The sequence below is a fragment of the Prauserella endophytica genome, assembly GCF_005146945.1.
Lineage (GTDB): Bacteria > Actinomycetota > Actinomycetes > Mycobacteriales > Pseudonocardiaceae > Prauserella_A > Prauserella_A endophytica.
Genome location: NZ_SWMS01000002.1, coordinates 160,420 through 181,324 on the forward strand (window position 1 = coordinate 160,420; position 20,905 = coordinate 181,324).

Genomic DNA, 20,905 nt, shown 5'->3' on the forward strand with positions numbered 1-20,905 from the left:
CGTGTCCAGTTCGGACGAACGTCCCTCTCGAACGTCGCGGAGACCGAGGTCACGCTTCCGTCTCCGTAGCTCGTGTGCCATCTTGTACGTACAACATGTACGGATAAGTGTCAGAGTTGACAAGGAGGCCGGTGTGGGCAGTCCGGACGCCTCGCGAGTTCCCCTGTTCGCCACCATGCAGCGCATTCCGGGCGGGCTCATGCTGGTCCCGCTCGTGCTGGGTGCGCTCGTTGGCACGTTCGCGCCAGGTGCTCTCGAGATCGGCAGCTTCACCACGGCGTTGTTCCAGGAGAGCGCCCTGCCGTTCATCGCCCTGCTCATCTTCGCCACGGGCACGCAGGTCACCGCCCGCACCGGCGGTCAGGTCCTGGCCACCGCGGGCACCGTCCTGCTGACGAAGAGCCTCATCCCCGCCGGTCTGGTGGTGCTGCTCGGCGTCTTCGTCGGCGTCGACGGGTTCCTCGGCATCTCGCTGCTGGGCTTGCTCGCGGCGATCGACAACAGCAACGGCGGACTGTGGCTGGCCTTCACCGGGCAGTACGGCGACGAGCGCGACCGGGGCGCCTACGTGGCCAGCGCCGTGAACGACGGACCGTTCCTCACGCTGCTGTTCCTCGGCGCCTCGGGGTTCGGCGACATCCCGCTGCTCGCCCTCGTCGCCGCGATCGTGCCGTTCCTGCTCGGCGTCGTGGTCGGCAACATCGACGCCCAGTGGCGCCGGGTCGTGGAGCCCGTGCCCAACATCGTGATCCCGTTCTTCGCCTTCGCGCTGGGCACCGGCATCGATCTCGGTGACGTCGTGACGGGCGGGCTCACCGGCCTCGTGCTCGGCCTCGTGATCGCGCCGGTCACCGGTGGGCTGGTCTACCTCGGCTACCGGTTCCTCCTGCGCCGCGGCGCCATGTCGGGCATCGGCTTCGCCGCCGGGACGACGGCGGGCAACGCGATCGCCACTCCGGCCGTGGTCGCCGCCGCCGACCCCAGCTTCCAGCAGTACGTCGGCACGGCCACCGCCCAGGTCGCCGCCTCGGTGCTCGTGACGGCGATCGTGGCGCCACTGCTGGCCTCCTTCGCGCTGAAACGGGCCGGCGCTCTCAAACCCTCGGACTCCACGGCGGCCCCGGCATGAGCCACGACGTCGCGATCGTCGCCGACGACCTGACCGGGGCCGGCGACACGGCGGTGCAGTTCAGCGAAGAGGGCTGGGCCGCCGAGCTGAGGCTGCGGCCAGGGCACAGCAGCGCGCAGGTCGTCGCGGTTACCACCGACTCCCGCGCCTGCGCGCCGGAGCAGGCGGCGGCCCTGGTGCGGGACGCGGTCAAGGACCTGCTCGGCACGGGCGTGACGCACCTGTTCAAGAAGGTCGACTCGACCCTTCGTGGCCCGATCCGGGCCGAGCTCGACGCGGTGCTCGGCGAGCTCGCCCCCGGCACCACGGCCCTCGTCTGTCCCGCGTTCCCCGCACTCGGCCGCACGGTCGAGGACGGCGTGCTGCTGGTGAACGGGCGGCCCGTGGCCGAGACCTCCGCCGGGCGCGACCCGGTGACGCCGGTGACCGAGAGCCACGTGCCCACGCTGCTCGGCGCGCCCCTCGTGCGGCTCGATCCGCACGGCTCACCCGTCACGTGGGCGCGACAGGTCCGCGAGGCGGCGCCGGTCGTCGTACTCGACGCCGCCGATGACGACGACCTGGTGCGGATCGCCCGCACCGCGGTCGAGCTCGGGCCACCCGCGCTGCCCGTGGGCTCGGCGGGGCTGGCGGGGCCGCTCGCCAGGCTGTGGCAGCCCACGGCGAAGCCCAGCACGGTGCTCGTCGTGGTGACGAGCCGGCACGACGCCGCGCGGGAACAGGTGCGGGCGCTCGCGGCGCATTCCGCCGTCCAGCACGAACCGGCCGGAGGGGCCCTGGCCGACGACGCGGCCTGGGAGTCCTTCGCCGCTGGCGTGCTGGAGTCGGCCGCCGCCAGGCCGCCCGTGCTCCTGCTCACCGCGCCGGGCACCGCCGGTCTGTCCGCCGCGCTGGTCACCGACCGGCTGGCGGACGTGGCCTCCCGCGTCCTGCGGGCCCACGACCTCGCCGGACTGGTGGTGACCGGCGGCGACGGAGCACGCGCCGTGCTCGACCGGCTCGACGGGGCCGGCATCCGCCTGCAGGGCCACGTCGCGCCGGGCGTGCCGCTGGGCAGTGTCGTCGGAGGCTGGGCCGCCGGGCTGCCCATCTCCACCAAGGCGGGCGGGTTCGGCGACCCCCATGTGTTGATCAAGGCCGCGGAGGCGGTCCGAGAGAGAAGGAGCATGCGGTGAACCAACCGCGGGTACCCACCCTCGCGCTGACCGTGGGCGACGTTGCGGGAATCGGGCCCGAGATCACGGCCCGCACCCTGCTGTTCCACGACCAGCTGCGCGAGGTGTGCAGGCCGGTCGTGCTCGGCGACGCCGGTGCCGTGCGCAGGGCCGTCGAGCTCGTCGGCGCCGATCCCGGCGTCGTGCGGGTGATCGGCTCACCTGCCGAGGCCGCGAACGAGCCGGGCACGATCGAGCTGATCCAGGTCGGCCCGGAGCTCGAGGCCGTGCCCTACGGCGAGCTCAGCGCCGTGGCTGGCGACGCGGCGGCTCGCTTCGTCATCGCCGCGTGCGCGCTGGGCAGGGACGGACTCATCGACGGCATCGTCACCGCCCCGCTCAACAAGGCCGCCATGCACGCGGGCGGGCACGACTGGCCCGGGCACACCGAACTGCTCGCCCACGAGTTCGGGGTACGCAACTTCAGCCTCGTCCTTTCGGCCGGCGAGTTGTACCTCTTCCACCTCACGACTCACGTCTCGCTGCGCAACGCCATCGAGGGCATCACCCCCGGCCGGATCGACGAGGTCCTGCGCCTCGTCGGGTCCTTCGCCGACGCGCTCGGCAGCCCGGACACCCCGGTCGGCGTCGCCGGGCTGAACCCGCACGCGGGGGAGAACCGCTTGTTCGGGGACGAGGACGCCGACGTGCTCGCGCCCGCGATCGAGCGGGCGAAGGCCGCCGGGATCAACGCCGTCGGCCCGCTGCCCGCGGACGCGCTCATCCCCGCGGCCGTGCGCGGCAAGTGGCAGCTGGTCGTCGTCTGTTACCACGACCAGGGGCACGCCCCGTTCAAGGCCGTCTACGGCGACGACGGCGTCAACATCACCGCAGGGCTGCCCGTGGTCCGCGTGTCCGTCGACCACGGCACCGCGTTCGACATCGCGGGAAAGGGCGTCGCCAGGGAGGCGAGCCTGGTGCTCGCCACCCGTCGCGCGGCCGAGCTCGCACCCGGCTGGGGTCAGGTGTGGGAGGCCGCACGCGCGACGGCCGGTTCGTAGAATCCACGATCGTGCTCGTCGACCGGTCCGACTCGCGACCCCTGCACCAGCAGGTGGCCCAGGCGCTGCGGAAGCAGATCCTGGACCACGACCTGCCCCCTGGCGCACCGCTGCCCAGCGAGGCGGAGCTGAGCACGCGGTTCGGGGTCGCGCGCAGCGTGGTGCGCCAGGCCATGGCCGCTCTCGCCTCCGACGGCCTCGTGATCCGCAGTCAGGGCAGGCCGACCCTGGTGGCCCAGCCCGCCGAGTACCGCAGGCTGGTCCAGCGCGCCACCGGCCTGTTCGACCAGTTCGCCAGCCGGGGACAGGACCTGCGCACCACTGTGCTCGGCCTGCGGGCCGACGAGCCGCCCCCGGCCGCGCGAGCGTTCCTGCGCACGAGCGAAGCCCTTCGCCTGGAACGCGTCCGCCTCGTCGACGGCGAGGTGCTCTCCTACGTCCGCACGTGGTTGCCCGCCGAACGGGTGCCGGGGCTGCGGGCGGACCAGCTCACCGACGCGTCCCTGCACCGGCTGCTCACCGAGGTATACGGGCTGCGGCCGGTGCGGGGCCGCAGACAGGTGCGCGCGGTCGCCGCGGACGACGCGCTCGCCGCCACACTGCACGCTGGCGCGGGCGACCCCCTGCTACTGCTGGAGGGCGAGACGACCGACCAGCACGAACGCCCGCTGGAGTGGTTCGCCGCGTGGCACCGGGCCGACCGCGTGGTGTTCGACATCGACGTCTCGGAAACGGCTGCTGAAACGGTGCGCATGGACACGCCCGCGCCCACGGCCACGCCCGCGGGCGCGGACCTGGACCGGGCGCGCGCACTGCTCGACGAGCTGCGGCGGGTACTCGGGTGAGCACCCTATACTCCCGCTGAAGTGCACACAGCGGTGAACCAGTCGGGAGTGCTCGTGGGCAAGGTGGACGCTCGGCTGTTCAAGAAGGTCCAAACGGCTCCGCAACAGGTCGCGACGGCGATCAAGGAGGCCATTCTGGACGGAAGCCTGCTTCCGGGATCCCGCCTTCCCTCGGAAGAGGAGATGGCCGAGAACTTCGGGGTGAGCAGGCCGACCGTGCGGGAGGCACTGCGGACGCTGAAGCAGGCCAGGGTGATCATCGCGACGAGAGGCCGCAACGGCGGGCATTGCGTTTCGGACCTTTCCATGGAGCACTTCGCGCTCGGAATGGGTCAGTACATGACACTCGCGATCGGCGCCGAGCGGATGAGCTACCGCGACATCGTCGAGGTCCGGTTCGAGCTCGAACTGCTGTCGGCGCGGACCGCGGCGCAGCGGCGCACCGCGGAGGATCTCGATGCGCTGGCCGATCTGGAGCGGCTGCGCCCGGCCGGGGACGAGGGTTCGTGGACCCGGCAGTCGGCTCTGCGCTACGACCTCGCATTCCACCGCAAACTGGCCGAATGCTCGCACAATCCGATGGTCGTGGCATTTGTCAGCTCCACGATCATCGCTTTCCAGGATTGTGGCGTGAATATCGAGGATTTCGATCCGGCGGACGTCCTCGCCCACATCGACGACGTCCGGCAGGCCGTGGTGGACGGCGACCCGCTCCTGGCACGTGACGCCATGCGGCGTCATCTCGAACTGGCTGGAGACCTGTGCGGCATCGAGCCGCCCGCACAGCGCTGAGGCTCCGGCCACGGTTCGAATTGTCAGAATCCTTGCCTTTACTCCCTGACGGCACCGGCCGACGATAGTGCCCAGAACGCACCGCGCGTTCGAAAGCAGTCCGGCCCAATGGTGTTGCTAGGAGTGAACCGGAATGGCGATGACGTCGGTTTCCGAAGTGCGAGCGTCGAAACACGCTTCGCGCTTTCCCGGCCGGAGGTGGGCATGACCCTCCAGCACGACGCGGTGGCCGGGCGATCCGCCGCGATCCGGCCAGATCTCCGCGCCCTCGTCCGCGACGACCGGGTCCACCGGACCCTGTACACCGACCCGGAGATCTTCGCCGAGGAGATGGTGAAGATCTTCGGTGGACGATCGTGGGTCTACCTCGCACACGAGTCGCAACTGCCGGAGCCGAACTCGTTCCTGTCCGTCCGAATGGGACTCCGACCGGTGATCGTGACCCGCGACCGGGCGGGCGCGCTGCACACGGTGTTCAATCGCTGCAGTCACCGGGGAGCCACGCTGTGCCGTGAGCAGAGCGGGGTCGCCAAGAGCTTCCAGTGCCCGTACCACGGCTGGACCTTCCGCAACACCGGTGAGCTGGTCGGGACGCCGTGGCCGCAGGGCTACGGGGAGGACTTCGACCGCGGCGAGTTCGGCCTGCACAAGGTTGCCCGGACCGAGTCCTACCGTGGGTTCGTCTTCGCCACGCTCAACGAGTCGGCACCGGCGCTCACGGACTGGCTCGGCCCGGCGACCGGGTGGCTCGACTACTGGATCGACCGCGCTCCCGGCGGGGAGGTCCTCGTCCGCAGCGGGGCGCATCGCATGGGCTACCGCGGCAACTGGAAGCTCGCCTACGACAACGCCGGCGATGGCTACCACCCGGCGTTCTCCCACCGGTCGCTGCTGGAGATGGCCTCGCGCATGGGAGAAAGCAAGGACATGGCCTACTTCGGACGGTCACCGGACGAGGGCCCCATGCGGACCTACATGCTCGGCAACGGGCACAGCGTGATCGACCAGCGGCCCAACTACGAAGGCCCGGGCAGTTTCTGGGCCAACCAGCGGCCACAGCCGGGCCGGGAACGGGTCGAGGAGTACATCCGCGCCGAGTACGGCGCCGACGCCGACCGGCTCCTGGACCTCTGTGTGGGCTCGCAGATCAATCTCAGCATCTTCCCGAACCTGCTGATCATCGGAAACCAGATCCAGGTCGTCGAACCGCTCGCCGTGGACAGCACGCAGCTGAGCTGGCACGCCACGTCGATCGGCGGCGTTCCCCCGGAGATCAACACGATGAGGATGCGCACGCAGGAGGACTTTCCCGCGTTCGGCGAGCCAGACGACCAGGCGAACTTCGAGGAGGTTCAGCGTGGTCTCGCGGCGCCGGAGGCGGAATGGGTCTTCGCGAACCGCGGGCTCAACGTCCCCGGCTGGCAGGAGGTCGGCCCCGACGGCGTGGTTTCCAGCACGGCGACCGACGAACTGCACATGCGGCACTACTACGCCACCTGGCTCGACCTGATGACTCCCGGAGGGGTCCGATGAGCACCGAGATTCCCTCGCGGTTCGCCGACACGTCGTCGTGGTCGTACCACATCGGCAACGACTACTACCGTGAGCTGAGCCGCCAGTCCGAGCTGCTCAGGGAGGACTGGCCGGAGTCCACAACGGACGAACTGTCCCGCGCGACGTCGTTCCTCGCCGGGGAAGCGCGGCTGGTCGACGAGGGCCGCTTCAACGACTGGCTCGAACTGTTCACCGACGACTGCCTCTACTGGGTTCCGGTGACCCCGGGTGGCGGGGAACCGACCGTCGAGGTGTCGCACGCGTTCGACGACCGGCGCCGGCTCACCGACCGGGTCTACTGGCTGCGGACGGGACTGGCCTTCTGCCAGATCCCCGCGTCCAGGACGAGGCGGGTGATCGGGAACGTGGAGACCACGGTCGATCCCTCGACCGGGGACCGGCTGGTGCGTTCGAACTTCGTCGTGCACGAGTTCCGGGCCGGCGTCACCAAAATCTACCCCGGGTGGTACGGGCACGTGCTCCGGTCCTCTTCGGACGGCTGGCGCATCAGGCTGAAGCAGGTGAACCTGCTCGACTCCGACCAGCTCCACGAGAATCTCACGCTGGTGTTCTGAATGGCCGACGACAAGGAACTCGACGTGCTCCGGCGCGAGAACGCCCTGCTCCGCCGTCGGATCGCGCGGCTGGAGCGCGAACTGGCGAGCGTCTCCCCGCTGGTCGAGCAGGTCAAGCACCTCGCTTTCTGGGACTTCGCCCCGTACCAGGTCGGTCCGGACGAGAGCTGGGTCGCTGTCGATCGCGGCAAGGCCGCGGCGTTGATGGCCGCGCTCGCCCGCATCGACCACTGGAACCCGTGGGGCACCACGATCGAGCCGAGGCCGCGACCATGAAACCGATCGCGGTGATCACCCATGTCGACCGCGCAGACGTGGGACTTGTGGCCGAACTCGGCAGGGAGCGTGGCATCGCGCTGGAGCTCGTCCGGCCCTATCGGGGCGACGAGCTGCCCCGGCTCGACCGGGTCGGTGCGGTGGTGGCGATGGGCGGTCCGCAGAGCGCCTACGACGATCATTCCTACCTGCGCGAGGAAGAACGCTATCTCGCCGCCGCGGTCGGCGACGAGGTTCCCGTCCTCGCCATCTGCCTCGGCTCCCAGCTGCTGGCGCGCGCGCTCGGCGGGTCGGCGGAGCCGGGGGACACCGGCCTGGAGGCGGGCATGATCACGGTCAAGCCCGCCGAGGGAGCCACGACGGAGGTCGCCGGCGAGTTCTTCTCGTTCCACTCCGACTCCGCCACCCCGCCCGTGGGCGCCGAGATCCTCGCGAGATCGGACCGCTACCTGCAGGCATGGTCGGCAGGATCGGCCTTCGCGGTGCAGTTCCATCCCGAGATCACCATGCGCGGCATCGGCGGTCTCCTCGCCGTCGAAGGCCCCAAACTCGAGCGGTTCGGCGTGGACGTGGCGAGTATGCGACGCGACGCCGAACGGTACTTCGCCGACGGTGCCGACGACTCTCGAGCCCTGCTGAACCGGTGGTTCGACCGCCTTTCCCGCTGATTTCAAAGGAGAGATCAATGCCAAGCAACGCCAAGTTCATCGAACGTCACGGCCTCCACACTCCGGAACAGGCCGAGGCGGCAGCGCGCTCCCGTTCCCTGGTCGAACAGCACGGTATCGAGATGATCCGCCTGGTGTGGCCCGACCAGCACGGCCTGATGCGCGGCAAGGCCCTGACGGCACCCGCGTACTTCGGTGCCCTGGAGTCCGGTAACGAGATCACGATGGCGCCGTTCTTCTTCGACCCGGCGAACGCGATCGTGCTCAACCCCTTCAGCGCCGACGGGGGCTTCGAGATAGAGGGACTCGGGGGCAGCCCGAACGTCACGATGGTGCCCGACCCGCAGACGTTCACGATCCTGCCCTGGGCGCCGAAGACCGCCGTGGTGTTCACGGATCTGTACCTGACCAGCGGGACACCGTTTCCGCTCGCGCCCCGCACCATCCTGCGTGACGCGCTGAACCGCCTGGCCGACCACAACTACACCCTCGTGTCCGGGATCGAGATGGAGTGGTACCTGACCAGGGTCGTGGACGACCTGCTGGGGAAGGGTTCACTCGGAGCGCCCGGCAGCCCGGCGGACCCGCCGAGCGTCGCCCCCGTCGCCCGCGGCTACAACTACCTGCTGCTCGACCACCTCGACGAGATCGATCACGCCCTGCTCCCGATCCGGGAGGCGCTGCTGGCGATGGGCCTTCCGCTGCGCTCGTTCGACGACGAGTGGGCGCCGAGCCAGGTCGAGACGACGTTCGACGTCCTGGAGGGCATGGCGGCCGCCGACGCGGCGATCCTGTTCAAGATGGCGGTCAAGCAGATCTCGAAACGCCGGGGATTCCTCGCGTCGTTCATGTGCACCCCGGCCATCGAGGGTTTCTATGCCAGCGGCTGGCATCTGCACACCTCCATCGCCGACGCCACGACCGGCGAGAACCTGATGGTTCCCGGCAAGGACGAGGCCCTGTCCCCGCTGGGTCAGCACTACGTGGGAGGCCAGCTGGCCCACGGCGCCCCTGCGTCGGTGTTCACCACACCCACTGTCAACGGCTACCGCAGGCGCCGTCCGTACTCGCTCGCGCCGGACCGGCTCACGTGGGCCTACGACAACCGCGCGGCCATGATGCGCGTGATCAGCTCGCCAGGGGACAAGGCCTCCCACGTGGAGAACCGGGTCGGCGAGGCCGCCGCGAACCCCTACCTCTACCTTGCCTCCCAGGCCGCGGCCGGGCTGGACGGCATCCTCAACGAGACGTCGCCGGGCCCGCTGAGCGAGGACCCGTACGCGGCAGAGGTTCCGCATCTGCCGACCACGCTCGCCGACGCGGTCGACGTCCTGCACGCCGACGAGTTCTTCCGCAAGCAGTTCGGCGACACCTTCGTGGACTACCTGGTGACGATGAAGCGCAGCGAGATCTCCCGCTACGAAGCCTGGGTCGCCGACAACCCCGACCCGGACACCTACGTCAACGGGGTGACCGACTGGGAGCACCGCGAGTACTTCGAGCTGTTCTGAGCCCCGACCGAAGAGACCTGCTCATGCCCAAGATCGTGTTCAACCGTGCCGATGGTTCCCAGCAGATCGTCGAAGCCCGTCCGGGTGCTTCGATCATGGATACGGCGACCAGGTCGGGAGTCCCCGGGATCGTCGCCGAGTGCGGCGGTGCCATGGCCTGCGCGACCTGTCACGTCTACGTCGCCGACGACTACCTGCCGCTGGTCGGTGAGGTCGGTGAGTTCGAGGACGAGATGCTGGACGACGCGGCCGCCGAACGTACGGCCAACAGCAGGCTGTCCTGCCAGATCCGGATGACCGACGAGTTGGACGGCATCGAGGTGACCGTGGCTCCGGAGCAATGATGAGCGAGCGTGTCCCCGCGCGAGCCGGTGTGCTCGTCGCCGGAGCCGGTGAGGCCGGCGTCCGCGTCGCGACGACGTTGCGCGAGCTCGGCTACGACCGGCCGATCGTGCTCTGCGGTGACGAGCCCCACCAGCCCTACCAGCGGCCCCCGCTGTCCAAGGCTTTTCTCGACGGCAAGGCGGTCCGCGCCGACCTGGCCTTGCGCACCCCGGAGTTCTTTCGCGACGCCGGCATCGAGGTGCGCCCCGGCCAACGGGTGACGGACGTCGAGGTGGACGACTCCGGCTCCGGGACGGCGACGTGCGAGGGCGGGGACACCGTCGAGTTCGACCGGCTCGTCCTGGCGACCGGTGCGCGGCCACGCCCGCTCCCGGTCGACGGCGGTGGCCTGGACGGCGTGTGCGTCCTGCGCGGCGTCGACGACGCGGAGCGCCTGCGCGACCGGCTGGCCACGGCGGGCCGGGTCGTGATCGTCGGTGGCGGGTACATCGGCCTGGAAGTCGCCGCGCTCGCCAGCGCGCGCGGTCTGGCGACCACGGTGGTCGAACGCGAGGACCGCCTGCTGAGCCGGGTCAGCGCCGCTCCGCTGTCGGAGTTCCTGGCCGAGCGGCATCGCGAGTGGGGCGTGGAGTTCGAGCTCGCCGCCGACGTCCGGGAGCTCGTCGGTGACGGTCACCGCGTCCATGACGTTCGCCTGGCCGACGGGCGGCTGCTGCCGGCCGATCTCGTGCTGGTGGGGATCGGGGCGGTGCCGGAGACCACGCTGGCCGAGAAGCTCGGGCTCGACGTGCGGCGCGGCATCGTCGTCGATGCCGGCTGCCGGACCAGCCATCCCGGGGTGTGGGCGGTCGGCGACTGCACGGTGCGCGCCCACCCGCACCTGCCGGGCGAGCTGATCGGCGTCGAGTCGGTGCAGAACGCGAACGATCAGGCGAGGGCGGCCGCGGCGGCCCTCGCCGGGGCCGAGCCGCCCCGGCCGCCCGTGCCGTGGTTCTGGTCCGATCAGCGCGACCTGAAGCTGCAGATAGCGGGCATCTCGAGCGGGTACGACCGGCACGTGGTGCGCGGTACGAGCCCCGGCGCCGACCTCACCGTGCTGTACTACCGCGGCGGCGAGCTGATCGCCGCCGAGTCGGTGAACCGGCCCGCGGACTTCCTGGCCGTCAAACGCGCGCTGGGCAAGGGAAAGACCATCGCCCCCGAACCGGCTGCCGACCCGGCGACGCCGCTCAAGGAGCTGATCACCGACCGAGCGTGACCAGGAGGCCGCTCATCGTCCGGCTCGCAGTTCGGCGAGGACCCGCTCGGCGTGGTCGGCGCGGACCTTCCCGTCCGCGATGAGGCGGGCGACCACGGCAGGGACCTCCTCGGCGGTGGCGCCGATGCCGGAGGCGATGTTGCGGGCGTGCAGGGACATGTGGCCGCGCTGGATTCCCTCGGTGGCCAGCGCTCGGACGGCGGCGAGGTTCTGGGCGAGACCGACGGCGGTGATGATCTCCGCCAGTTCGGCTGCGGTGCGGACGCCGAGCAGCGCGATCGCGGCCTGCGCGACCGGGTGGACCCTGGTGGCGCCGCCGACGAGACCGACGGGCATGGGCAGTTCGAGGGTGGCGGCGACGTTGCCGTCGGCGTCCTTCTCGAAGCGGGACAACGACGTGTAGCGCCCGGCGGGGGAGATGGCGTGCGAGTGGGCGCCGGCCTCGACGGCACGGGTGTCGTTGCCGGTGGCGAGCACGACGGCGGTGATGCCGTTCATGATGCCCTTGTTGTGGGTGGCCGCCCGGTAGGGGTCGGCCTCCGCGAGCGCGGCGGCGTGGATGATGTTGTCGACGACCTCGGCGCCGCCGAGTGCGGTCGCCTCGAACACCGCCCGGGCACGGGAAAGCCGGAGATCGGCCTTGTTCGTGAGGATCCGCAGCAGGCTCGTGCCGCCCGCGATCTCGGCGGCCCTGGCCGCGATGGCCTCGGCCATCGTGTTGACCGCGTTGGCGCCCATGGCGTCACGGACGTCCACCTGGAGGTGTGCCACCACGTAGGTGCCGGCACGCGAGGGAACCAGCCGGACCGCGAGGTCACGGACCCCACCCCCGAACTCCACGAGCTTCGGGTCCTGAGCGTTGGCGAGCTCGATCAGCTCCTCGCGGGCCTCCAGCAGTCGCACTCGCCCGGCCTCGGGGTCCGCGACGCCGACGATCTGCACCTGGGCCTGCATGATGGGCGAGGTCGAGGAGGTGGTGAACCCGCCCCGTACGCGTGCGATCTTGGCGGCGTTGCTCGCCGCCGCGACGACCGAGGCCTCCTCGGTCGCCATCGGCACCAGCACGTCGGCGCCGTTGACCACGAAGTTCGTCGCGACGCCCAGCGGGACGCCGAGGATCCCGGTCACGTTCTCGATCAGGTGGTCGGCCAGCCCGGTTCCGAGGCCGTGCGCGGGGTCGAGGGCGGCGATCGACTCGGGGTCGACACCCGCGGCCTCGGCGACCGCCTTGCGCCGGGCTTCCACGGACAGGTCCCGGAGACCCTGGATACGACTGGTGCGCGGCATGGGCGCCCCTCCCACCTCGGTGTAGCTGCGTGACGGAAAGGGACGCTAGCTCGCGCTGCGACGGCCGGGAACGGACCGAACGTCTACTGATCGCCGTTCGTTGACGGGCTTTTGGTCAGGTGGGCGAGGCGGACTGCGACGGTGATGCGGAACAGCCGGTCCGGCTCCTGCCAGTCGGCTCCGAGGAGCTGCGCCGTGCGTTCGAGTCGCTGGAGCACGGTGTTCTTGTGCAGGTGGAGTGCGCGCGCGGTGGCGACCGGGCTCATCCGGTTGCCGAGGTACGCGGCGAGCGTGGGCAGCAGCTTGCCCGCGTGTTCGGCATCCCAGTCCAGCACGGGGCCGATCACCCGCCGCACGTACGTCGCCACGCGCGCCTCGCCGGGTCCGAACAGCGCCGTGTACGGGAGGTACTCGTCGGTGGTGACCGCGGCGTCGCTCAGTCCCAGCGACGGCAGGATCCGCACGCACGCGATGGCCCCCTCCACCTGCGCGCGCAGGTCGGCGGCGGCGTCGGCGATGCTCGCGCCGACCGTCAGCACCGGCGCCCGGACCGCGCGGCTCGCCGTGGCGTGGACGGACGAGCTCGCGGCGGCCGGGTCGCGTTCGGAGGTGAGAACCACGGCGCGGTCGGTGTGTTCCCCGACCGCGCCGCCGGTCCGGCGCAACGCGCGGATGGTCTCGCGGCGCAGCTCGGCGGGTACGGAGACGACGACCACGGACCGCAGCTCGTCGAGGTGGACTCCGCGCGCGCGGGCGCGGGCCGCGACGTCGGCGCGACGGTCGGGGTCGTCGGAGAGCAGGTCGGCCAGCAGGTCGCCGCGGACCCGCTGCTCGGCCTCGATCATGGCGTCGCGCTTGAGGGTGAGCAGCGCGGTGATCTGGGCCGCCCGCTCCGCGGTGCGCAGCTCGACCGGCCCGAACTCGACCTCGCCCTGCTCCAGCAGCATGGCCCCGAGCAGTGTCGGCCCCGCGAGGACCGCCACGGCGTACCTGCCGTCACCCGCGGGCGCGCACCGTCCACTGCGGCGGCTGTGATCCACGGCCTCGGCGACGGTGTCCTCGAGGTCGTCGGGGTCGAGGTGCGTGACCTGGCACTTCAGTGCGCGCCCGAGCGCGGTCGCCACGTCCGGCGCCTCACCGCCCTCGAGCACGAGGCTGGTCAGGTCGGTGTGCACCTCGCTGGCCCTTTCCATCGCCTGGACGTGACGGGCGAGCTCGCCGTAGGCGCGCCGGGTCTCGTCGGCCGCCGCCTGGGTGCGGGCGAGCAGCCGGGCGGTCTGCAACACGATGGCGGCGTGGTCGGCGAAGGCGGACAGCAGGGATATCTCGTCGGGAGAGAAGGCGTGCTCGACGCGGTTCGCGGCGAACAGCACGCCGATCACCTCCTCACCGGCGAGCAGCGGGACACCGAGCAGCGACACGAGACCTTCCGCGGCCACGGCCGCGTCGATGGCGGAGTCGTGTGGTGCCTGGGTCATGGTGGCGTACTTGGACGTCCAGTACGGGCGGCGCCCTTCGGCCACCTGGCTGGCCAAGCCCACTCCGGGAGGCACCCGCAGCCCGAGGAACGAAGGCGCGACCGTGCCGAGCGTGGTGCGCACCCGGAGCTCCCGGGTCTCCGCGTCGAACTCGGACAGGTAGGTGACGTCGGTGCCCACCAGGTCGTGCGCACGTTCGACGAGGCGGCCCAGCAGCTCGTCGACGTCCCGGAGCTGCGCGAGCTCGCGCGCGGAGGAGAACAGCGCGGCAAGCTCCTGGCCGCGACGTCGCCAGCGGTCGGAGGTCGCCCGCAGGCGCCGCAGCTCGTAGCCGACCCGCGCCGTGTCCTGGTCGCGGAGCGCTATCCCCGCGAGCAGTTCGTCCACGTCCACCTCGTGCTCGGCGGAGGCCGCCTGCAGGAGATCGACGACGACGCCGACAGGAATCGTGTCCGCCATGATCCACCTTGCTTCGATGTGCCGATTACCCAGTGATGTTGTGGGGATACTGGACGAACGATACATAGCTCGGGCGGCTTCCTGCTCGTACAGTCCTGACCGCGGGCGAGCCGGACCCCAGCACCGGCCAGCACCGGCCAGCACCGGCCAGAACCGACGCAGTCAAGGGAGACAGCGAGCATGACGCTTCACGTGGGCATCGACGTCGGTGGCACGTTCACCGACGCCGTGGCGATCGTCGACGGGCGCGCGATCCGGGGCAAGGCGTTCTCGACCAGGGACGTGACCACCGGGATCCTCGGCGCGCTGGGAGTGCTGCGGGAGCGGGCGGGTATGGCCGAGGCCGAGTTCTTCGCGGCGGTCGACCGGTTCGTCCTCGGCAACACCATCGTCACCAACGCCGTGGACGAGCAGAAGTACGCCGCCGTGGGACTGCTGACCACGCAGGGCTTTCGCGACACCCTGCGGATCGCCCGGTCGGCGCGGACCGACGAGCGCGATCCCCATGAGATGTCGGCGCCACCGGACATCGTGGAGCGTCGCCGGATCGTCGAGGTGGCCGAGCGCGTCGACGCGCACGGCACCGTGCTCGTCCCGCTCACCGACGGCGAGATCGCCGCCGCCGTGGACGCGGTGCTCGCGACCGGAGCCGAGGCGATCGCGGTCTGTCTGCTGTGGTCGTTCCGTAACCCCGCCCACGAGAAGGCGATCGGCGAGTATCTCGACAAGCACCACCCGGACGTGCCGTACACGCTGTCCAGCGAGCTGACCCCGGTGTACCGCGAGTACGAGCGCATGGTCACCACCGCGCTGGACGCCGCGGTGAAGCCGATCGTCGCGTCGCACTTCGACCACCTCGCCGACGAGCTGCGGAGCAGGGGGCTGCGCGCCCGGGTACAGATCATGCAGGTGCACGGCGGATTCCTGTCGGTGGAGGAGACCGGCAAGGCCCCGATCTCGATGTTCAACTCCGGCCCGGTCGGCGGCGTGACGGGCGCACGCCTGCTGGGCAAGCAGCTCGGCCGCCGGCGGGTGCTGACCGCGGACATGGGCGGCACGAGTCTCGACGCGGCAGCCATCATCGACGACGAGTTCCGGCTGCTTCCCCGCGCCGAGATCGGCGGTCTGCCCACGAGCCTGACCGCCGTGGACATCGAGACCATCGGCGCGGGCGGCGGCAGCCTCGCCTGGGTGGACGGGCGGAACCTGCTGCGCGTCGGCCCGCACAGCGCGGGATCCACACCCGGTCCCGCGTGCTACGGCAAGGGCGGCACCCGCCCCGCGGTCACCGACGCCGCGCTGGTGCTCGGCCTCATCAACCCGGACTATTACCTCGGCGGCGCCGTTCCCCTTTACGAGGACCAGGCCCGGGCCGCGCTGCGCAAACACGTGGCAGAGCCGCTGGGCATCACCGAGGACGCGGCGGCAGAGGGCGTGTACCGCCTGGCGACATCGCAGATGTCCAACGCGCTGCGCAAGATCACCGTCAACCGGGGCCACGACCCGAGGGAGTTCACCCTCGTGGGCTTCGGCGGCGCCTGCGGGCTGTTCGCGGCCGCCATCGCCGCCGAGGCCGGGGTCCGCGAGGTCGTGATCCCGCGCAACGCCGCGGTGTTCTCGGCGCACGGGCTCATGCACGCCGACTCGGTGTTCTCCGCGGTGCAGACGAGCCCCTGGACGCCCGCCCAGCCCGCGGCCGCGCTGGACCGCGAGTTCTCGGCGCTCGAGGAACGCGCCAGGGCGTGGTTCGAGGCCGAGGGGATTCCCGAGGACCGGCGCGAGCTGTACCGCGAGGCCGACATGAAGTTCGTGGGCCAGATCTTCGAGGTCACCACCCGCCTGCCCGCGGGCACGTTCGGGGAGGCGGACAAGGACGCGCTGCGCGCGCGGTTCGTCGCCGACTACGAGGAGGAGTTCGGAGCGGGCACCGCGTGGACCGAGGCGGATATCCTGCTCGTCAACTCGCGGGTCCGGGCCATCGGCCGCAGCGACGTGCAGACCGTCGAGCTCCTCGCGGGCTCCGACGAGGAGCGGCACGAGCTGTCCCGTCGCGAGGTGCTCGAGCCGCTCACCGGCGAACGCGTGGCGCTGGACGTCCACCGCGGGTTCGGCGCGCTGGGCAGCGCGAGCGGCCCGTGCCTGCTGGAGGAACCCGACACGACCGTCTACGTGCCCACCGGCGCCACCGTCGAGCTCACCGGCAGCGGTGACTTCCTGCTGCGCCTCGCCGACCGCTGAACCCGCGCCGTCAAAGGAGACGACCCATGACCACCACCCCGAACACCCTGCCCGACGGGTTCGACCCGGTCACGCTCGAAGTGATCCGCATGCGACTGGACTCCATCGTGGAGGAGATGGGCATCGCGATGATCCGCTCGTCGGGCTCCCCGGTGATCACCGAGGCCGGTGACTTCAACACCGCGCTGTTCGATCCCACGGGCCGGATCTACGCCTACTCCGACTACGTCCAGTTCCACATCGGCTCGGGCAGCGTCGCCGTGCAGAACCTGGTGAAGGCCATCGAGGGCGAGCCGCTGGCGCCGGGCGACGCGTTCATCTGCAACGACCCGCACACGGCCGGGGCGAGCCATCCGCCGGACACCAACGTGATCTCACCGATCTTCCACGGCGACGAGCTGATCGGCTGGGCGCAGTCGCAGGCGCATCTGGTGGACGTCGGCGGCATGACTCCGGGCGGGTTCGCTCCGGGCGCGCACGACTGTTACGCCGAGGCGCTGCGGCTTCCGCCCGGCGTCAAGATCTTCGAGCGGGGCGAGCCCGTCGAATGGGTCCGCCGGATCCTGCTCAACAACGTGCGGGTGCCCGCGCTGTTCTGGAACGACGTGCGCAGCCTGGTGGCGAGCAACAACACCGGCATCCGCAGGCTGCTCGGCACCATCGACGAGTTCGGGCTCGAGCAGTTCCGCGACTACACGCGGCTGTCCTTCCAGCTGGCCGAGCAGGTGGTGCGTGACCGGATCTCCCGCATCCCCGACGGCACCTACACCGCGGAGGAGTGGACCGAGCACAATGGACACGTCGACGAGCTGTACCGCGTCGCGTGCACCATGACCAAACGCGACGACCAGATCACCTTCGACTTCACCGGCTCCAGTGAGCAGACCGACGGTTTCGTCAACTGCAGCTACGGTGCGCTGGTGGGCAGCGTCGCGACCGCGATCGTCCCGATCCTGGCCTGGGACGTGCCGTTCAACGAAGGTGTCATGACGGCGTTCGACATCGTCGCCGAGCCCGGCTCCATCGTGAACCCCCGGCCTCCCGCCCCGATCAGCAACGGCCACCTCACCACGGGCGCCCGCGTCAGCCGTGTCGTCACCAAGCTCATGAACGAGGCGTGCCGGGGCAGCGGCGACGACACCGTCCGGGACCGCACGCAAGGCGTGTGGGGTGACTCGTGGACCGGAGGCATCTCCGCGGGCACCACCGACGGCGGTGAGTACTTCGTGCTGTTCAACATGGACGGTGGCGGCATGGGCGCAGGCGCCCAGCCGGACCGCGACGGGCTCGACTGCGCCGGGATGATGACGCAGGTCAACAACATGCTGCCGGACGTGGAGATGAACGAGATGCTCTACCCGGTGCTCTACCTGTGGAAGCAGCTCAACATCGACAGCGCGGGCCACGGCGCCCATCGCGGTGGGCTCGGTCTGCGCTTCGCCTGGACGCTGCACGGCGCTCAGGAGGTCACGCAGACCGTGTTCGCGCCCAACGCACAGGTGGTCGCCGACGGCTTCGGGGGCGGCCTGCCCGGCGGAGGCAGCGGCCACGAGGTCTGGCGCCGGACCGACGTCGCCCGGCTGCTCACCGAGGGCAGGGTGCCCACCCGGGACACGCTGAGTGCCGAGGAGAGGCAGCTGCTGGAGATCAACCAGCAGTCCGTCGCCATCCACGCCGGAGACGTGCTGGTGCAGTGGATCGCGGGCGGAGGCGGTTACGGAGACCCGCTGCTGCGCGACCCGCAGCTCGTCGCCGCGGACGTCCGGGACGGTTACGTGACCGCGGAGACCGCGCGGCGCACCTACGGCGTGGTCGTCGCCGACGGCACCGCCGACGAGGCCGCCACGAGGCGGGCCCGCGCGGCCCTGCGCCAGGAGCGGCTGGGCGGCGACACGCCCACCCAGCCGGTCCCGCCGACGTCCCCGGCCCGGTCGTCCGCTCCGCGCCGCGACGCCGACGGCTGGTACGTGCCGGCCAGCGGAGCTCGCCTCGGCACCGGCGAGGACTGGCGCGCCGAGGCGCGCAGGCTCACCCACGTCGCCGCCGACCGGCTCGCCGAACACGGCGTCCGCGTTCGCCCTCGCACGGAGGGCCGCCGCGTGCTGATCGACGAGTTCTACAGCCCCTCCTGCGGAACCCTCCTCGAGGCCCGTGTCAGGGTGGAGGCGGCCCCGAGCTGAAAGGCGGACCATGACCATCAACGACGACGGCGATTTCGCCGGCATGCTGCCCGGCGGGATGTCCAACGGCGCCCTGCGCGGCATCGTGGTCCTCGACATCACCCGGGTCGTGGCAGGCCCGTTCTGCTCGATGCTGCTGGCCGACCTCGGCGCGACCGTGATCAAGATCGAGAACCCGAAGGACCCGGACTACGCCCGGGACTTCCCGCCGAAGCTAGAGACCGGGTCCGGCGAGGAGTTCAGCGCCTTCTTCGCGCAGTACAACCGCAACAAGTTCGGGCTGACCATCGACCTGTCCACACAGGACGGTACCGACCTGCTCAAGAAGCTGGTGCGGCGCGCGGACATCCTGGTGGAGAACTTCCGGCCCGGCACGATGGACAAGCTCGGCGTGGGCTACGACGTGCTGCGTGCGGAGAACCCGCGCCTGGTCTACACGGCGATCTCCGGTTACGGGCAGACCGGCCCTTATCGGCGGCGGCCCGCCTACGACAACAGCGCGCAGGCCACGGGCGGGCTGTGGTCGATGAACGGCTTTCCCGACCGGCCACCGGCGCGCGTGGGCACCATCATCGGTGACCTGTCCGCGACGATGTACGCCGTGATCGGCACGCTCGCGGCGCTGCGGCACGCGGAGCTGACGGGGGAGGGGCAGCTGGTGGACGTGTCCCAGCAGGACTCGGTGCTCAGCCTGACCGAGAACGCGGTGGTGTCCTACACCGTCGACGGCAAGGTCCCCGGGCCGCTCGGCAACGAGCATCCCTTCGTCAAGCCCTACGAGCTCTACCCGTGCAAGGACGGGTTCGTGTTCTTCGGCGGCTACACCGACAAGTTCTGGCGGCTGTCCTGCCACCTGTTCGGACAGCCCGAGCTCGCCGACGACCCCGAGATCGACACGATGGCCAAGCGGTTCGCCCCCGAGGTCTACGAGCGGCGGGTCCGGCCACTGCTGCACAAGTGGTTCGAGGACAAGACGAAAACGGAACTGGAGGAAATCGTCGGCGACGCCGTGCCGCTGAGCGCGATCAAGAGCATCGCCGAGGTCGTCGAGGACCCGCAGATCGCCGCTCGCGACATGGTCGTGGACGTCGAGTACCCCGAGTTCGGCGAGCTGCGGATGTTCGGCTCGCCCATCAAGCTCGGCGGCACGCCGGCCCAGCCACGCGGGCTCGCGCCGAAGGTCGGCGAGCACGCCGACACGGTCCTGCGGGCACTCACCGACCTCGACGAGGAGTCGATCGCGCGGCTGAGGGAGAAGGGCGTCATCTGATGGGCGGCATCAGCCTCGACCGGGACGGCGCGGTGGCGATCATCCGCTTCGACCGGCCGGACAAGCTCAACGCGCTCACCCTGGCGATGTACGAGGAGCTCGGCGAGGCGTTCGCGGAGGTGCGCGACGACGACTCGCTCGCCGTCGCGGTCCTCACCGGCCGGGGAGACCGGGCCTTCTGCGTCGGCGCGGACCTCACCGAGTCGATCCCGGCACTGGCGGAAGGGCGTTTCGACATCTCGGAGTGGGATGCCGCGCACCAGAAGCACACAACGCTGTTCAAACCGGTGATCGCGGCCGTCAACGGTCTCTGCCTCGGCGGCGGGTTCGAGATCATGCTCTCGACCGACCTCCGGATCGCGGCCGACACCGCCGAGTTCGGCCTCCCGGAGAGCGGTGTCGGCGTCGTGCCTGCCGGGGGCACGCTCACCCGGCTGACGCGGCAGATCCCCTACGTGTGGGCGATGGAGCTGATGCTGCAGGGCGACCGGATCACCGCGGACCAGGCGCTTCGGTACGGCCTGCTCAACGAGGTGGTCCCCGCTCCGCAGGTGCTCGATGCCGCGCTGGCGCGCGCCCACCGGCTCGCGTCCCGCAGCGGCACGGCACTGGAGACCATCAAGGAGGCCGTGCTCAGGCTCGGTGACCTCCCACAGGACCAGGCGTTCCACTCCGAGGCCCTTTACGGGCAGAAGGCGTTCACCTCGCCGGACGCTCGCGAGGGACTGGCCGCGTTCGCCGAACGCAGGCCACCGGCGTTCCCGTCGCGCAACGGCGCGAACACCGCCCGGGAGCGGCATTGACGACGTAGGTCGTGTGTTCCGG

General features: G+C 70.8%; 18 protein-coding genes. 16 read left to right on the plus strand and 2 right to left on the minus strand.

The genetic code is table 11. The features are described 5' to 3' along the window. Positions 1-133: 133 nt before the first annotated feature. From FCN18_RS04750 to FCN18_RS04805, 12 genes are all read left to right on the plus strand, one after another. The gene (locus FCN18_RS04750) at positions 134-1,129 is read left to right on the plus strand and encodes a 2-keto-3-deoxygluconate permease (protein ID WP_170200512.1); all 996 of its coding nucleotides are present in this window, start codon (positions 134-136) and stop codon (positions 1,127-1,129) included. Further along, entirely contained in the window at positions 1,126-2,304 is a 1,179-nt protein-coding gene (locus tag FCN18_RS04755) for a four-carbon acid sugar kinase family protein (RefSeq protein WP_137093490.1), read from the plus strand. Before FCN18_RS04750 ends, FCN18_RS04755 begins: the two co-directional genes overlap by 4 nt. Further along, the gene (gene pdxA / locus FCN18_RS04760) at positions 2,301-3,344 is read left to right on the plus strand and encodes a 4-hydroxythreonine-4-phosphate dehydrogenase PdxA (RefSeq protein ID WP_137093492.1); all 1,044 of its coding nucleotides are present in this window, start codon (positions 2,301-2,303) and stop codon (positions 3,342-3,344) included. The genes FCN18_RS04755 and pdxA overlap by 4 nt, the downstream gene beginning before the upstream one ends. Positions 3,345-3,355: 11 nt before the next feature. Continuing rightward, on the plus strand, positions 3,356-4,189 hold the full coding sequence (locus tag FCN18_RS04765) for a GntR family transcriptional regulator (RefSeq protein WP_112274776.1): 834 nt from the start codon (positions 3,356-3,358) through the stop codon (positions 4,187-4,189). 21 nt (positions 4,190-4,210) lie between these two features. Beyond that, the gene (locus FCN18_RS04770) at positions 4,211-4,981 is read left to right on the plus strand and encodes a FadR/GntR family transcriptional regulator (RefSeq protein WP_113643517.1); all 771 of its coding nucleotides are present in this window, start codon (positions 4,211-4,213) and stop codon (positions 4,979-4,981) included. 204 nt (positions 4,982-5,185) lie between these two features. Beyond that, complete coding sequence (locus FCN18_RS04775) at positions 5,186-6,514, plus strand: aromatic ring-hydroxylating oxygenase subunit alpha (protein WP_137093495.1); 1,329 nt, start codon at positions 5,186-5,188, stop codon at positions 6,512-6,514. Further along, entirely contained in the window at positions 6,511-7,110 is a 600-nt protein-coding gene (locus tag FCN18_RS04780; RefSeq protein WP_112273335.1) for an aromatic-ring-hydroxylating dioxygenase subunit beta, read from the plus strand. Before FCN18_RS04775 ends, FCN18_RS04780 begins: the two co-directional genes overlap by 4 nt. Beyond that, positions 7,111-7,386 (plus strand): hypothetical protein, encoded by a 276-nt coding sequence (locus FCN18_RS04785; protein ID WP_137093497.1) that lies wholly within the window; start codon positions 7,111-7,113, stop codon positions 7,384-7,386. Then, positions 7,383-8,054: a type 1 glutamine amidotransferase gene (locus tag FCN18_RS04790; protein ID WP_112273331.1), complete on the plus strand. Its 672-nt coding sequence runs from the start codon at positions 7,383-7,385 to the stop codon at positions 8,052-8,054. Before FCN18_RS04785 ends, FCN18_RS04790 begins: the two co-directional genes overlap by 4 nt. Before the next feature lie 17 nt (positions 8,055-8,071). Beyond that, positions 8,072-9,565 (plus strand): glutamine synthetase family protein, encoded by a 1,494-nt coding sequence (locus tag FCN18_RS04795; RefSeq protein WP_112273329.1) that lies wholly within the window; start codon positions 8,072-8,074, stop codon positions 9,563-9,565. Positions 9,566-9,588: 23 nt separating this feature from the next. Further along, a complete protein-coding gene (locus FCN18_RS04800; RefSeq protein ID WP_112273327.1) occupies positions 9,589-9,909 on the plus strand; it encodes a 2Fe-2S iron-sulfur cluster-binding protein in 321 nt (106 codons plus the stop codon). After that, positions 9,909-11,168: an NAD(P)/FAD-dependent oxidoreductase gene (locus FCN18_RS04805; protein WP_112273325.1), complete on the plus strand. Its 1,260-nt coding sequence runs from the start codon at positions 9,909-9,911 to the stop codon at positions 11,166-11,168. Before FCN18_RS04800 ends, FCN18_RS04805 begins: the two co-directional genes overlap by 1 nt. A gap of 12 nt (positions 11,169-11,180) precedes the next feature. Here the strand turns inward: FCN18_RS04805 and FCN18_RS04810 are convergent, their stop codons facing one another. Both FCN18_RS04810 and FCN18_RS04815 read right to left on the minus strand, forming a co-directional pair. Continuing rightward, positions 11,181-12,455 (minus strand): hydroxymethylglutaryl-CoA reductase, degradative, encoded by a 1,275-nt coding sequence (locus tag FCN18_RS04810; RefSeq protein ID WP_112273323.1) that lies wholly within the window; start codon positions 12,453-12,455, stop codon positions 11,181-11,183. An 83-nt stretch (positions 12,456-12,538) separates the two neighbouring features. Next, entirely contained in the window at positions 12,539-14,392 is a 1,854-nt protein-coding gene (locus FCN18_RS04815; RefSeq protein ID WP_112273321.1) for a helix-turn-helix domain-containing protein, read from the minus strand. Between the two features lie 180 nt (positions 14,393-14,572). Here FCN18_RS04815 and FCN18_RS04820 point away from each other — a divergent pair, with 180 nt between their 5' ends. The 4 genes from FCN18_RS04820 to FCN18_RS04835 are packed head-to-tail and all read left to right on the plus strand — an operon-like array spanning position 14,573 to position 20,883. After that, positions 14,573-16,630, plus strand: coding sequence for a hydantoinase/oxoprolinase family protein (locus FCN18_RS04820; protein ID WP_112273319.1), 2,058 nt, complete (start codon positions 14,573-14,575; stop codon positions 16,628-16,630). 26 nt (positions 16,631-16,656) lie between these two features. Beyond that, on the plus strand, positions 16,657-18,810 hold the full coding sequence (locus tag FCN18_RS04825; RefSeq protein WP_137093499.1) for a hydantoinase B/oxoprolinase family protein: 2,154 nt from the start codon (positions 16,657-16,659) through the stop codon (positions 18,808-18,810). Positions 18,811-18,820: 10 nt separating this feature from the next. Continuing rightward, positions 18,821-20,080: a CaiB/BaiF CoA transferase family protein gene (locus tag FCN18_RS04830; protein ID WP_113643524.1), complete on the plus strand. Its 1,260-nt coding sequence runs from the start codon at positions 18,821-18,823 to the stop codon at positions 20,078-20,080. Further along, positions 20,080-20,883, plus strand: coding sequence for an enoyl-CoA hydratase/isomerase family protein (locus tag FCN18_RS04835; RefSeq protein WP_113643525.1), 804 nt, complete (start codon positions 20,080-20,082; stop codon positions 20,881-20,883). Before FCN18_RS04830 ends, FCN18_RS04835 begins: the two co-directional genes overlap by 1 nt. The last annotated feature ends 22 nt before the right edge of the window (positions 20,884-20,905 follow it).